Origin of the sequence: Clostridium neonatale (assembly GCF_001458595.1) — a bacterium.
GTDB classification, from domain to species: Bacteria; Bacillota; Clostridia; order Clostridiales; family Clostridiaceae; genus Clostridium; species Clostridium neonatale.
Genome location: NZ_LN890327.1, coordinates 683,153 through 699,078, shown reverse-complemented (window position 1 = coordinate 699,078; position 15,926 = coordinate 683,153). Strand labels below are relative to the sequence as shown.

9 protein-coding genes are annotated in these 15,926 nt (G+C 27.5%); all 9 read right to left on the bottom strand.

All coding sequences use genetic code 11. From position 1 onward, the window contains the following. Positions 1–11: 11 nt before the first annotated feature. The 9 genes from BN2920_RS06455 to BN2920_RS06415 all read right to left on the bottom strand — a co-directional run bounded on the left by BN2920_RS06455 (position 12) and on the right by BN2920_RS06415 (position 15,681). A complete protein-coding gene (locus tag BN2920_RS06455) occupies positions 12–2,201 on the bottom strand; it encodes a methyl-accepting chemotaxis protein (RefSeq protein WP_097919316.1) in 2,190 nt (729 codons plus the stop codon). A 248-nt stretch (positions 2,202–2,449) separates the two neighbouring features. Next, entirely contained in the window at positions 2,450–3,331 is an 882-nt protein-coding gene (locus BN2920_RS06450) for a carbohydrate ABC transporter permease (RefSeq protein WP_058294189.1), read from the bottom strand. A 12-nt stretch (positions 3,332–3,343) separates the two neighbouring features. Next, on the bottom strand, positions 3,344–4,234 hold the full coding sequence (locus BN2920_RS06445) for an ABC transporter permease (RefSeq protein ID WP_058294188.1): 891 nt from the start codon (positions 4,232–4,234) through the stop codon (positions 3,344–3,346). A gap of 205 nt (positions 4,235–4,439) precedes the next feature. Beyond that, on the bottom strand, positions 4,440–6,113 hold the full coding sequence (locus tag BN2920_RS06440; RefSeq protein WP_058294187.1) for an extracellular solute-binding protein: 1,674 nt from the start codon (positions 6,111–6,113) through the stop codon (positions 4,440–4,442). A 391-nt stretch (positions 6,114–6,504) separates the two neighbouring features. After that, complete coding sequence (locus BN2920_RS06435) at positions 6,505–8,253, bottom strand: sensor histidine kinase (protein WP_058294186.1); 1,749 nt, start codon at positions 8,251–8,253, stop codon at positions 6,505–6,507. Then, positions 8,246–9,772 (bottom strand): response regulator, encoded by a 1,527-nt coding sequence (locus tag BN2920_RS06430; RefSeq protein ID WP_058294185.1) that lies wholly within the window; start codon positions 9,770–9,772, stop codon positions 8,246–8,248. The genes BN2920_RS06435 and BN2920_RS06430 overlap by 8 nt, the downstream gene beginning before the upstream one ends. Before the next feature lie 219 nt (positions 9,773–9,991). Beyond that, positions 9,992–12,319: a glycoside hydrolase family 66 protein gene (locus BN2920_RS06425; protein ID WP_198157483.1), complete on the bottom strand. Its 2,328-nt coding sequence runs from the start codon at positions 12,317–12,319 to the stop codon at positions 9,992–9,994. A 571-nt stretch (positions 12,320–12,890) separates the two neighbouring features. Continuing rightward, positions 12,891–14,531 (bottom strand): glycoside hydrolase family 13 protein, encoded by a 1,641-nt coding sequence (locus tag BN2920_RS06420; protein ID WP_058294184.1) that lies wholly within the window; start codon positions 14,529–14,531, stop codon positions 12,891–12,893. Between the two features lie 145 nt (positions 14,532–14,676). Further along, positions 14,677–15,681: a LacI family DNA-binding transcriptional regulator gene (locus BN2920_RS06415; protein WP_058294183.1), complete on the bottom strand. Its 1,005-nt coding sequence runs from the start codon at positions 15,679–15,681 to the stop codon at positions 14,677–14,679. Positions 15,682–15,926: the final 245 nt, after the last annotated feature.

Below are 15,926 nucleotides of genomic sequence, written 5' to 3'. Positions count from 1 at the left end.
TTAATATATTTTTAGCCAACTTTAAATTCATCTATTGCTGAATTTAAAGTTTGAGCTAATAAACTTAATTCCTCTGAAACTTCAGATAATTTTTCAATCTTTTCAATCTGCTCTTTAGCTCCTAACGATACCTGTTTAGTCATTGCTGCCGATTCTTCCGAAATCAAGCAAATATTTTCCATTGATTCTTCTGTTTTATCTTTTGATTTGACTATCTCCTCAATTGAATCTACCATATTTTCTATTTGATCTTCTATTTGATTCATACTTTCAAATATAATATTGAATGCATTGTCTGTTTTATCAACTGATTCCATCTGTTCTTCAATAATAATATTAGATGTATTAGCTTTTTCCATTACACTTTCTGATTTACTTTCTATTTGAGCAATGATTTTATTAATTTCTTCAGAAGATTTCTTTGATTTCTCTGCAAGTTTTTTAACTTCTTCTGCAACTACTGCAAATCCTTTACCTACTTCTCCAGCTCTTGCCGCTTCAATTGCTGCATTTAATGCTAATAAATTAGTTTGTTCTGCTATTTCACTTATTAATTCAACTATTCCTCTTATATTTTTAATATCTGAATTTAAAACCTTTATATCATTTATAACATTACCAGTTACATTTTTTGTCTCTTCTGCTTTATTTTTTAAGATTTCAGCTGATCTAATAGCCTGACCTTTAATTTTTTCAGTTTCTCCAATAACCAAAGATACTTGTTTAGTTTTTGAATTTACATGATCTATTCCATTAGATAGATTATTCATACATGCTATTCCATCGTTTACATTGATTACTTGGTTCGCAGTTCCTTCTGCAATTTCAATCATTGCTGCTCCAATTTCTTCAGAAGATGCACTAGAATACTCTGAAGCTGTCTTAATTACATCTATAGCTATTATTACTTTTTCTGATAGCTCCTTAACATTACTAACTAAAGCGTTTATTTTCTTTAACATACCATTAAATGCAGTTATCACCTCTCCAATTTCATCATTACTTCTATCTATTATATTTAAGTTTAAATTTCCTTTTTTCCCTTCATTCATAAGCAATACTAACTTTTTTAGCGGATTTGATATACTTTTTTCTATAACTAGAGCTGCTATCATAGCTACCAAAAAAGATATTAAGCTTACTATTATAGTATTAATTTTCAAAATATTAGACTCTCTATCTAGATAGCTGTAGGGAATAGATCCTAATACGTACCAATCTGAATCACCTAATTTTGAATACGCAACTAATTCCTTACCATCATCTGTTGATAAATATTTATCTTTCTTTTTTCCATTCGATATTCCATTTGCTTTAATTTTTTCAACTAAATTTACATTCTCATACTGTGTTCCAATTAAGCTACTATTACTACTTAAGACAATGAGACCATCGGAGTCTATAACAAATATACTTGAACCTTTTCCTAGGTCTACATTTTTAAACAAATCAACAAATAATTTAGGGTTTATCTCTTCAATAATTGTTCCAAACTTTTCTCCTGTTTCTAAACTTTTAGCTTGAGCACATCCATAAATTTTATAACCTGATGGGCTTTTATTTAATGAAAATACAAACTTCCCTTTTTTCTCATCAGACAGTTCTTGTAGCTCTTTAACCAACATATCAGATAATTGATTTGAAAAACTTCCTATTTTTTTATTATCTTCGGTTATTATCCCTACCCCTGTCATATTATTTTGTGTAGATATCATACTTCTAATTGATTTACTTAACTCGCTTATCTTAATATAATCTGCTACTGAATTGTCATTTCCATTAAAATATTCTTGGATTTGTGGTTCTGCTATTATAGTCCTTGCAAAGTCAGAAGCTTTATTCATTTCACTATAAATATTAACTCCTATTTGTTCCATTATTTGATTTGAAAAGTTTGAAATTTTATTATCAATTGACTTTTTAGATTGCAATACTGCTGTTGTTCCAACTATTAACAACGGAATCAAAACTAATATGCTATAAGATATTATCAAACGAAATTTTATCTTCGATTTTCTTATGATTCCATTAAACTTTTTATCTTTTATATTTTCATTTTTAAACTTTATTTTCGATTTTTTATTTTCTATGCTATTCTCTTTTTTCAATATTTTACTTATTTTTCTGCCTAAAATAATTCCCTTATATATTTTTTTATCCTTAATTTCTTTTTTATCAGTTATATTAAAAATTTTTTTCATTATTATATACCTTTTCTATAAAAAATTGCTTTATACTGTTTATAAAAGATTGATATAGATAATTTATTGGGATGATTTAAGTTATATATATATTGCAATAATAAAACTTCATTTAAAATGTTTATAGGCAAGTAAATACCGCATACAAAATGTAGAAAAGTAATTTCAACATATAAATTTATATTCTATAAATTTATATAACTTACTCTTATTTCATCATTTTAAACAGTACAAAGCTTTAATTATACTTATTCCTTTACAGATCCCATAACCATTCCTGTAACAAAATATTTTTGTAAAAATGGGTATATAACTAATAATGGAATTGTTGACACAACTATTTTTGCTGAATTAAGTGTTTTATTAGAAATATCTGCAACACTTTGTAATTGAGCAGCATTTGTTACTTTAGTAATATCTACTGATAGTTGTTGTATATAAGTCTGTAATGGATAATTAGCTGTTTTATTTATATATAGCAAGCCACTAAAAAAGTCATTCCAATGCCCAACAATACTAAATAATGCAATTGTTGCTAATGCTGGAAGTGATATCGGAATATATATTTTAAATAAAATCTGCCATTTATTACAACCTTCTAACATAGCTGCTTCTTCCAATGATTTTGGCACGCTTTTAAAGAAATTCATTAATAAAATCACATTAAAGATAGGAACTGCCCCTGGTAAAATAAGAGCCCAAATACTATCCAATAGATGCAAATTCTTTATTGTTATAAATAGTGGTACCATTCCACCTGAAAATAACATAGCAAATATCATAAGATTCATATAAATATTTCTTGCACCAAATTCTCTTTTATTCTTTGATAATGGATATGCCATTAAAACTACTAAGATTAGATTTAGCCCTGTTCCAAGTACAACTCTAGCTACTGAAATGCCAAATGATCGCCAAAACTGACTTTCTTTTAGTAACGTCTTATATGATGATAAAGTGAAATCTACTGGAACTAATCCTACAAGATTTCCTGCTGCTGCTGATTTATTGCTAAACGATATAGCTACCATATTTATTAGAGGAAATAAGCAGGCAGCCGTAAGTATCAATATTACACTCCATATACATATATCTGCTGCTCTACTTCCAAAGCTTTTAGATTTTATCATAATATCTCCTCCTTAGAAGATTTGCATATTAGCAAATTTTTTAGACAATTGATTTGCTGATACTAAAAGTATGCATCCAACCACCGATTTTAATAATCCAACTGCTGTCGCAAAGCTATACTGCATTCCAACTAGACCTACACGATATACATATGTATCAATTATGTCAGCTGTTTCATAAACAATAGGATTATATAAGTTAAACACTTGATCAAAACCAGCATTCAAAATATTTCCAAGATTTATTGCTGTCATAAGCATTATTATAGGTAAAATTCCTGGAATTGTTATATTAATTAATTGTTTAAATCTATTGGCACCATCTATGGCCGCTGCTTCATACAAACCCGAATCGATTCCTGTAAGTGCAGCTAAATAAACTATTGATCCATATCCAAACTCTTTCCATACATCAGTTCCTATTAAAATAGGTCTAATCCATGTGTTACTTGCCAAAAACAATGTTGGCTTGATTCCAAACATACCTAAAAATGCATTAACCGGCCCTTCAAAAGAGAAGATATTGGCTACAACTACTGCCAAAACTGCCCATGATAAGAAATGTGGCAAATACACAACTGTTTGAATTGTTTTTTTAGCCCATTTAATTCTTATTTCATTAAGTAACAATGCAAATGTTATTGGCACTATTGTGCTTAAAATAATTTTTCCTATAGCAATTATTAATGTATTTTTTAAAATACTCATACTATCTGGTATTTCAAGCATATATTTAAAATTATCAAGTCCTACCCATGGAGATCCTAGTATTCCTTTTGTAGGAATATAATCTTGAAAAGCCATTATTATACCAAACATAGGTATAAAACTAAACAATATTAAGAACATCATTCCTGGTGCAAGCATCATATGGTATCCTAATTGAGATTTTCTTTTTTTCATAAACGCGCCAGCCTTTCATATTTATTATTATTTATTTAACACGCATGTTATGTTAAATAAACAATTGATAAAAAACTTAAATATACCTTAATTGTCCTCAAATCCCTTTGAAATATTTATAATACTAATAAACAAAGAAATTAAGGACAATTAGACAATTATTTATTACTTCTTAAAGTTTAAAACACATAGTGTTAAATCTAGTTTATTTTTTTATGGCTTCCTCAACTTCTTTTGTAATTTGATCTCCGCCCGTACTCTTCCAAGTACTAACAAATTTATCAAAAGAATCTATAGGCTCTTCTCCTGTTACAATTTTTAAGAATGTTTCATCTTGAAGCTTTTGTAAGTTAGCCCACTTTAATTTCATACTTTCTGTTTGTCCAAAAAATACTGGATTAACTTCATTTACTTTTGTTTCTTCCATTAATTTTGGAGATATCATTCTTGAAGTATATCCACTCCATGCATCAGCACTTGGAGAGTTTGGATTTTCAAGATATTCCTTACATTTTTCATAATTACCCTTATCTGCGCCTAAAGATTCAGGATCTTTTTCTCCTTTTAGTGCTAAATCAATATTTTTATACATGTCAATTGTTGCATTATAATCATTAATAAGAATATTTATTGGTCTTACACCTGTATCAACGCCTTGTTTAGTATAATTCATAAGTTCTTCTCTTGCATAATCTTCATATACCATCTTGTCATTAATAACACTTGCTATTTTTACAAGTAATTCTGGATGTTCAAAACCTTTTCTAACAACATAAAATTCACTTGCTGGATTTTGTGTGTAAGCTGTAACACTTCCATCTTCATTTGCTGGTGCAATATACGGAGCCCATTGTGCATCTGGATTTAATTTTTTAGCATCATTTAATGGATAGTCTGGTGCCCACCATGGCCCAAAAAATGCTCCACATTGTCCATTAATAATAAGTGAAGTAACATCGTCCCCTTCTCTTACTGCTATTTGTGGATCAATTAAACCTTCTTTATAAAGTTCTGATAGTTTTTCTAAGCCTTTTTTCATATTATCAGTAGTAGATCCAAATACCACCTTACCATTTTCTTCAATCCATTGTCCTGGAAATGCATTATACATGCTCAAAATATTATCCATTTGGAATAATCCACCATATACTCCTCCTATGTTAGATGATCCTACAAGACCAATTGTTTTTCCAGCTCCATTATTACCAGGATCCTTTGTTATAAACTGTTGCAAAATATTCTCAACATCATCCATTGTCTTAGGAGCTTTTAGCCCCAACTTATCCATCCAATCTTGTCTGAGCCAAAGCATTGTAGGTACATTAGCACATTGAGTAGATGGTAATGCCATAAGCTTTCCATCAAACGTAGCGCTTTCCAAAGCTCTTCCACTATATGAATTATACATTTCTTTGATTTTGTCAGTAGCACAGTCATTATACGCATCTGTTAAATCTGCAATCATATCATTATCTACCAATTGTTTTAAAGTTGTTGCATCTACTTTCATAATATCTGGTATATCACCTGTTGCAATAGCCATTGAAACTTTTTGATCATAAGCATCTCCATTAGCTGCTTCAAATGCATTTTCATTTTGTACATTTAATATTTCTTTTAGATACCTTGTATACGCATTATCTTCATAAGTATCACCTTCTGGAAGTCGTGGACTTCCTGGAGTATTCTTTCCTATCGTATAAGTAACTAATTCATCATATTTACCATATGGTGTAGTTGATGCTTCTGTTTTTTCCTTTGCTGGTGCATCCCCTTCCTCTTTACTTGAACATCCTGTAAAAAACATTCCCAGCATAATAGCTGCCATTCCAACTGATGTGATTTTTTTTAATTTTTTTAGAAAATTTCTTCTTAACATCCCCTAAGCCTCCTATTTGTAATAAAATAAGTTATATTTTTATCTCTTCATTTGTTAATCACTCTATACTTAGATTATAAAATCTATATAGTTAAGCGTATATACTAAAGATTTTTGATTTATGCAAATTTCTTATAAACTTAAACATTTACATTGATATTGGGGTATTATCTTAGTTTCAATATTGTAGATAAAAAATAAACTAAAAGCGCATTTTATATATTTAGGTTAATAAATACATAAAATGTGCTTCTAGTTTTAATACTTTATAGGATTTTTAGTATCTCTTTTTAAATACTCCTTAATTTATTTAACTAGTTAAATTATATTTGATTAATTGCCTTTTAAAATTTCTATTATATTTTAAATACATTAATTTTTTAGAATTCTTTTATTCATCTAAATAAACATATTCATTAAACTTTTCTTTGCTTTTTTCTGCTGAAATTCTTATTCTCGCAATAGTTCCTTGATTTTCTATGCTTATAAATTCTAAGCCATACTTATCTCCATATACTACTTTAATCCTATCATATACATTCTTTATTCCATAACCCTTACTTTTACTGGTTAATATTTTTTCACACATTTCTTTAGTCATGCCAACTCCATTGTCCTCTACTTCAAATACAATATCAACATCTTCTTTTTTAGCAGATATTCTTATTCTTCCTCTACTATTTCTTTTTTCATCAATTCCGTGATTTACTGCATTTTCAACTAAAGGCTGAAGTAATAAATTAATCATATAATATTCTTTTATTTCATCATCAATGTCAAAATCCACATCAAAATTATAATTATGCATCATTAGTTGAATTTTAATATAAGCTTCTGTATTACTAAGCTCATTTTCAACTGATATTACATTACTTCCTTTATTTAAAGAAGTACGATAAAAAGTTGATAAAAGCTGAGACATTTCACTAATTTCTTCCTCTCCTGCTCTAATTGCCTTCCAATTAATTAAAGAAAGGCTATTATACAGAAAGTGTGGGTTAATTTGAGCCTGTAATGCTCTCATTTCATATTTTCGCTTTAATATTTCACTTTTATATACTTCTTGTATAAGAGTTTTAATCTTTACAATCAACTTATCGAAACTATTTATCAGAATTCCAATTTCATCTTCTGAATTGTTTTTTACTGTAACTTCTAGATGCTCAATATCCATGTCTTTCATATTTTCAGTTAACTCTTCAATACGATTTACAACCATATAAGATACTCCATATCCTACGATTAATAAAACAGCAAAACAAATAGCTACTACAAATAAAACAGTATAAATTATATTTTTAGAAGACTGCACAACTAAATATGATGGTTTATACAAATACCCAGTCCATCCTGTACTTTTGATTTCAGCTTTTACTAAAATATAATCTACGTTGTTATAATTAAGTTCTCCATTTTCTGCGTTATCTAACTGATTAACTGGAAGTAAATAATCCACCCCATTATCATAATTTCTATTTTCAAAAACTATATTCTTACCTTTATCTAAAATAACAACGCCACAATTATCATTAGAAATATTATATAAGGATTTAAAGAAGTCCCTATAATTCAGTTTTACATATAAAATATTTTCTATGTTCTTATGTTCATCACTAATAAATTTAACTGCTAAAGATAAATTTTTATTATTATCTAAAAACCAATAAGGTTTATATTGTCTATATATATGTTTATACCATTCATCTTCTTTAATGTGATTAATTGGTATTATGTAATCTGAATGCTTAGTAATATTATTACTAGTATATACTGTCATTTGTTCTATATCATTATGCAAAGCTTTAATCATATCAATATATGGATCTAAAACATTCTTAAATCTATAATACATTTCATAATAACTGTTATAATCATAATTAACTGTATCTAATATAGAAGATGTAAATGTGGTATAAGTAGATAAGTTATTATAAATATTACCTGAGTTATCTATTCTAGAAATTTCTTCTGAAAATGCTTCTACTAAGTTTTCCTTTTCTTGATTAATTAATAATTTATTTGTTTCTTTATAGCAAAAAACACCTAATATTGTAATTGGAATAATGCTCACTATAAAATAAGTTAAAATTATTTTTTTTCTAAACTTTAAATTTATTAAAAAATTTTTTATTCTATTCATTTGTTTCATCTCTTTGTCTATATTTTTCAGGTGTTAATCCATAAAATTCTCTAAAGCTTTGGCAAAAATAAGATATATTTGTGTATCCAACCCTATTTCCAATATCCTTAATTCTTATATTTGTGTTTTCTAACATATCTCTGGCTTTTTCCATACGATAATTTTTAATAAAATTATTAATCCCCATATTAGTTGTTTTTTTAAATATGCTACTTAAATAACTTGGAGTCATATAAACATATTCCGCCAATTTATCCAAAGACAAATCACTACCATAATTTTTATAAATATAATTTTTCACCATTTCTACATCATGTCTCTCATTGGACATTCCTTTAGAAGACTGTTCCTCAAGTTTATTTATAATATTATTTAATATTTCACTAATCTCTTGTATTGTTCTACAAAAATAAATTTTATCTATTTTCTCATTTAGATCAGTTTCATTAACTTTTCGTATTTCTTCATATACTTCCTTGTATATATTAGATAAAATAAATTTCACATACATCTGTGAGAAACTTTTGTGCGAACCATATTTCCTAATTAAACAATCAACATGTTTTCTTAAACTAAAAAATTCTCTAGATTTTATGTCATATTGAATATTTTTAAACATTGTGTCATCAAATTTTTCATCTGTTGACTCTAATTGTAGTTTTGAATCATAAAAAAACACATAATTATTAGCTATAAAAAATCGCTGTTCCATAAGTTGTTCTATATTTGAATATTCTTTTGTAAGCGTATACGAAGATTTCAATAAATTACTTACTGCAAAATAACAATTAATCTCATAATCATTAAAAATTCTATTATGAACCTTAATTAATATATTCTTTAATTCTTCCTCTTCTATAGTTTCAAAAGTAAATATTATACTTTGCTGAGGATTTAAATTTAAATAATCTATTTTAATATCTATGTTATTTCTAATTTCTTCCATATATTTTTGATTATCATTAAAAAACTCATCATCAAATTCCATTAAAATCATATTTTTATATTTATCCATAAAATCTATATGTTTGTCCATAAAAAATTTCTCTTTTAAATCATCTATGGAACTTCCATTTATTATCTTTAATAAAATATATTCCTTTTCTCTAAATTGCCTAAGTTCATTATTTTTATTTTCTTTCTTCTCCTCATTTACATCATTAATAACCTTCTCCATAGTTTCTTTAAATTCCTTTGGATTTATCGGCTTTAATATATAATCACTTACACCAATATCTATGGCTCTCTTGGCATATTCAAACTCACCAAAGCCACTAAAAATTACTATTTTTAAATTTGGATATATTTCTCTAGCCTTTTTTGATAATTGAAGTCCATCCAAAAAAGGCATCTTAACATCAGTAAATAAAATATCCACTGTATTTTCCTTTATATAATTTAAGGCTTCCTCACCATCACTGCATTCTTTTATATCTAATTCAAAAGAAAATTTGTTAATTAAAAATATAATTCCATCTCTTTCAACAAATTCATCATCTGCAATTAAAATTTTTATCATACATTCCCCCCCTTACATATAATATAACATTCTATATTTTTCTACAATAAATCATCAATAATATACAAATTTAGTTTAAATTCTCTACATATAATTCTTTATTTTATATAATTAGGTATCAAACTAAGAAAAATATGCGATATATCATATTCATAAATTCATTATACTAATAGATATATCGCATAAAATTTCTTAATGAATCAATCTAATCATATTATTCTATGATAAAAATAAATAAACATTATCAATTTGTAAATTTGTATTTTCTTGTGCATCTTGATAAAAGGACACATTAAGCCTTCCATTTTTAACTTCTACTGTTCCATGGATTTCTATATAAGAATCTCCATGTGGTATATTTACATGTACATCCTCTCCACCATAATTAGTAAGTTCCATTCTGCTTATATTTGTATTTCCAGTATTTTGTTTAACCATGGCTTTTACTGTGTATTTTCTATTTTCTAATCCAGTTATTGTTTGTTCTATTTTTTGAGTATAGCTTTCAGTGCCCCAAAAATAACATTTATAATCACCATCTTGCACATCTACATCATCTACTCCAACATTTGTACCAGTTGCTATCCATCCATCTAAATTTCCATTTTCAAAACTTCCATTAATGATTTCATTATCTAACTGGCTTATTGGTTCATCTTCACTCATATAAATCATATCCCAATATTCTAATGATGGAACTGTAAATTCTATATATTTTCCTGTATCATCTGAAGATTTTTTCTCAATTTTGATATTTCTTGTTTCACAATTATATTCTGGATCTGGTGATGCTACATAAACAGAATTTATGTCATCTGTATAATAATATTTCACTTTAATATTAGTCTGCTTATCTGGTGTCTTATCACTATTATCATAATTTGCCCATTGATTATCCTTTATTCCTATTAAATTAATCATTTGAATAATTTGATATTTATCATCAGCTTTGGTGCTATACCATATATTTCCCGTCTCATCTTCTCTGCTTGCTGATTTATCATAAATATACACTTCATTATCTGTTTCATTCTGTCCATCTCTTAATAAATTTTCATAAGCAACTATAAAGTCATACATATTACGTTCACGATTAATTAATTCATCACTCATCTTTAAATTTTCAGCTGGAAAATATTCGTGATTTAACATTTTACCATCATCGCCAAGCTCCAACCTGGATCCTCCTGCTGAATAAACTGCTGCATCAGTTAAAATAACAGCTCCTGTATTAAAATAATTTCCTGGATTATCTATACCATAATCCTTTTGCATATAAGCTGGAACTATTAGGGATTTACCACCACTCTCAATTCTTGACTGTTCAACCTCTTTCTTTAATGCTCCATAAGTATTATATTGAATCCCTTCACTATCATGATCCCAAGGCCAGATCTCAGTATAAAGAACATCTACATTACTTCTATTTACATTTTCTATTCCTTGTGCTCCAACTGGATTACACATTAGGTATTTATCACCAAGAGCTTGTTTTGCATTGTTCAAAAAATCTGTGTATGTATCTTTTACTGTTATGTAATGTCCATCAGCAGTTTTCATTTCTCCCCATTCACCTATAGTATCTCCATGCCAACCATCATATCCTAAAGCATTTAAAGACTCATTTTCTTTTTGAAAAATGTAATCCTGCCATCCTTTATTCCATAAATTGAAGAAGTATAATGTACTATCTCCTGTCGGTGTGTCTCCCATAAAGAAGGTAAATCGTTCACCTCTTTTATCTACATGTTGATTATTTTCTGAGTACCACAATCCCCATCCTTCATCAACACCATCATCCCAATAATTACTTCCATCAGTACTATTAGAAGTTGCTGCATAAATCATATTATATTGCATATTTACCATATTTGATGCTCTAGCTGAAGAAATATAACTGCGAATTGTATCTCCATAAATATCTCTTCCAGTCCAATCTTCCCAAACATCTGTATTATCTGCTGCTGGTTTATGGTGTCTATATTGTGCATCATAATATTCAAGTCCATTAATATGATAATTTTTAAGAGTCCAGATATATTTTGCTGTATCTACATTTTCTGAAAAATCAGTTAAATATCCATATCTAGGAAACCTTCTCCAATCTGATGATACATCAACTCCAACAGTTTCTGTATCTAAAATAATACCATCTTCATTTTTGCATATGGCTTGTACAAGATACCCTTTATAATCTTCATTAGGAACAGTCCACTCGTAATTTATATAGGCTTCTCCACCATTACTAATTGCCGAATACGTTACCACCTTTGAATCACTTACTTCTTTTTCAAGATGCTTAAATTTAAAAGTAATTGTTCCATCTTCTATATTATCTTCAGTATCATTCTTAATATCAAGATAAATTTTAACTATGTCCCCTGGATTGTACATAGATTTATCAGTATTTAAATCTTTTATCATTTTCCCTGTACTAGATGATGTTGCTAACACTTGGCTACCTCCTGTAATCATAATTGAAAAAATTAAAATCAATGAGAACAATAAACTTTGAAGTCTTTCTAATTTATTTTTTCCATCTTTCATAAATTAAAATCCTTCCTATATTAATTTTTTATTTATCAGTCATTTCATATATAATTAGAGAAATAACTTTATTTTAATTGTATTTAAATAATTCTAATTCAATAACTTTAAATATTTTAATAAATTATATTTGTTTATTTATTATGATTTTAACCTACAATAATGGTGCTAGAATCTATAATTTCACACAAAAACTATCTTCCTCCAATTAATTATTCTATTATCATTATTAGATTTGCTATCCAATATATCTCAGAGCATCTTTAGCTTACAAATTTGCCTTTCTTATCTGCTGTTTTCTCAATCAAATCATTTTCATTCTTATATATACCACCACCCAATAACAATAATTTCAAATTAATTACACTTTCAATATTAGCTAAAGCTTTTTCTAGTTATGGTTAAATTAATATGCTAATTTATCACCATTCTTTTCAAAATCAAAATATCATTAGCTGATAAATCTTAAAAATCTTTTAATTTAAGCTTTCCTATAATTCTTTAAAGATTCATCAGCTAAATTAGCAACGTTAATTGCAATTTAAATAACTTTACCTATTTATTACTTTAATTATAAAGTGAGTTTATATATCCTAGCTTCATATGGCTTTAATTCTATACTATCTATTGGGTCATTTATATCTACCTCATAATTAGAAATGAGCAATTCTCTACAAGTAAAATTAATTTCTCTATCTAAATTGAAATTTGTATTGTTCTCTGTAAAATTACATATGACTAATAATTTTTCATTTTCTAAACTTCTTAAATATGCAAAAATCTCTTTATTTTCTTCTAAAATTAGCTCATATTTTCCATAAACAACTACTGGATTTGCTTTTCTTATTTGTATTAATTTTTTATAATATTTGAATATGGAATTTTCATCTTTTAACTGAGATTTAGCATTTATTTCTTTATAATTAGGATTTACCTTTATCCAAGGCTTTCCACTTGTAAATCCAGCATTTTCACTATCATCCCATTGAATTGGAGTACGTGCATTATCTCTTCCTTTTGCATATATAGACTTCATTATTTCTTCGTGTTTATATCCTTTTTCAATCCTTTCTTTATACATATTTAAAGTTTCTATGTCTTTATAATCTTCTAAATTATAAAATTTTATATTTGTCATTCCAAGTTCTTCTCCTTGATATATATAAGGAGTTCCCTTCATCCCATGTAATAAAGTGGCAAGCATCTTTGCACTTTCTACTCTGTATTCTTTGTCATTTCCCCATCTTGAAACTATTCTTGGCACATCATGGTTATTCCAAAACAAACTATTCCATCCTGTACCTTCTAATTCCACCTGCCATCTAGATAAAGCTTTCTTTAAATCTAATAACTCCAACGGCTTTAAATCCCATTTTTCTTTACCTGGCTGTTGATCTAATAAGATATGCTCAAATTGAAATATCATACTAAGCTCAGTTCCATCAGGATTTGAATATTGCTTTGCTATTTCTGGATTAGAACACCAAGCTTCTCCAACTGTTAATAAATTTTTATCTCCAAAAGTTTTTTTATTCATTTCTTTGATGTATTCATGAAGTTTTGGTCCATTTTCTTTGATTTTTTTATCTGGAATCTTACCTATTAATTCAATAACATCCATTCTAAATCCGCCAATTCCTTTATCAATCCAAAAATTCATCATGTCATAAACTTTGTTTCTAACCTCTTCATTTTCCCAATTTAAATCCGGTTGTTTTTTACTAAATAAATGTAAATAATATTGTCCTGACTCTTTATCATATTCCCATGCACTTCCGCTGAAAGTTGATGTTAAATCATTTGGTTCCCTTCCATCTACAGGATCTCTCCATATATAATAATCTCTATATGCATTGTCTTTTGATTTCTTGGATTCAATAAACCACTTATGTTCATCAGAAGTATGATTAACAACTAAATCCATAAGAATTCTTATCTCCCTTTTATTAGCTTCAGATATAAGATTATCCATATCTTCCATTGTTCCAAACTCATCCATTATATTTTCATAATCACTTATATCATATCCATTATCATCATTAGGAGATTTATAAACTGGAGATAGCCAAATAACATCTATTCCAAGCTCTTTTAGATAATCTAATTTTTCTATAATTCCTCTTAAATCTCCAATTCCATCTCCATTGGAATCATTGAAACTCCTTGGATATACTTGATAAACTACACTTTCTTTCCACCATTCTTTTTTCATTAAATTTCCCTCCATTATATTATTTATTTCTATACTTTAAGCAAACATTTACTATAGATTTTTAAAACAAATTCTAGATATTATTACGTATATTTTGCTTATTTTTACTTAAACGCTTACGTAAATTTCAAAAATAAAATTACTATTATTTTAGTAATTTTACTGTCTCTCTTTCAACAATCTTGTGAGAAAGAATTACATTATCTCCGCTATTCCCTGTTTCTAAAACACTTAATATTTTAGCGAATGCTTTTACTCCCATTTCGTAAAGAGGTTGAGCAACTGTAGTTAGAGGCGGATTACTCATTTGAGCTATTAAAGTATTATCATATCCTATAATAGATATCTTTTCTGGAACTTCAATCTTATTTCTATGCATAACTGATAAAGCTCCAAGTGCCATCTCGTCACTAGTTGCAAATACAGCTGTAAAATCTTCTTTTTCCTGTAAAAGATCTTCCATGCACATAATCCCACTATTATAAGTAAAATCCCCATATTTTATTATATTTTCATTAATATTTATATCATAGTCTTGAAGTGCATTTCTATATCCATTCACTCTAGTTATTCCAGATATTTTATCTTCCTTGCCTCCACTTATTAATGCAATTTTTGTATGCCCTTTTTCTATTAAAAATTGTGTTGCTGTATACGCTGCTTGTTGATCATCAACTTTTATGTAAGGTATTTTATACTTATATGATAAAGTTGATACTAAAATATATGGTATTTTTAATGAATTTAGCAAATTATAATATTCATCATTTATAGTTAAGCTAACTACTATTATTGCATCAACTTGACGTTCTCCTAACATTTTTATATAATTTATTGCCCTAACTCCATTAACTCCAGTATTACAAAGAAATATTCCATAGCCATTTTCATTAGCTTTTTCCTCTATTCCATTTAATATCTCAGCATAAAGATATGCTGAAACAATTGGTATTAGAACTCCTATTGTCTTTGTTGTCTTAGTTACCAATCCTCTTGCTATAGCATTTCTTTGATATCCTAACTCTTTTATTGCCTCTAAAACTTTTTCTTTAGTTTCATCGCTATAACCATCAAGATTATTAACAACCCTTGATACTGTTGCTACTGAAACATTAGCCCTAGTAGCTACATCTTTAATTGTTGCTTTCATAAAAATTCTCCTTTAGTTTACGTAAACGATTAAGTACAAGTTAAATATAACATATATTTTCCTAATTGTCTATTAACCAATATTAATTTTTTATGAATTCATTTTTTTATTAAAGTTACATCATTATCTTTTGTGGATTCAATTGCTTTCTTTGAAATATATCGATAATTTTACGTGTTTCTAAAATTTCAATAAATTATCATGGCATTATTATAAATGAAATACCTTATATGAATTTTATTCAT

Excerpts from the sequence above, each read along its gene's own strand:
- BN2920_RS06415 (WP_058294183.1), bottom strand. The coding sequence starts at position 15,681 with ATGAAAGCAACAATTAAAGATGTAGCTACTAGGGCTAATGTTTCAGTA.
- BN2920_RS06435 (WP_058294186.1), bottom strand. The coding sequence starts at position 8,253 with ATGAATAGAATAAAAAATTTTTTAATAAATTTAAAGTTTAGAAAAAAA.
- BN2920_RS06420 (WP_058294184.1), bottom strand. The coding sequence starts at position 14,531 with ATGAAAAAAGAATGGTGGAAAGAAAGTGTAGTTTATCAAGTATATCCA.
- BN2920_RS06450 (WP_058294189.1), bottom strand. The coding sequence starts at position 3,331 with ATGATAAAATCTAAAAGCTTTGGAAGTAGAGCAGCAGATATATGTATA.
- BN2920_RS06430 (WP_058294185.1), bottom strand. The coding sequence starts at position 9,772 with ATGATAAAAATTTTAATTGCAGATGATGAATTTGTTGAAAGAGATGGA.
- BN2920_RS06440 (WP_058294187.1), bottom strand. The coding sequence starts at position 6,113 with ATGTTAAGAAGAAATTTTCTAAAAAAATTAAAAAAAATCACATCAGTT.
- BN2920_RS06445 (WP_058294188.1), bottom strand. The coding sequence starts at position 4,234 with ATGAAAAAAAGAAAATCTCAATTAGGATACCATATGATGCTTGCACCA.
- BN2920_RS06455 (WP_097919316.1), bottom strand. The coding sequence starts at position 2,201 with ATGAAAAAAATTTTTAATATAACTGATAAAAAAGAAATTAAGGATAAA.
- BN2920_RS06425 (WP_198157483.1), bottom strand. The coding sequence starts at position 12,319 with ATGAAAGATGGAAAAAATAAATTAGAAAGACTTCAAAGTTTATTGTTC.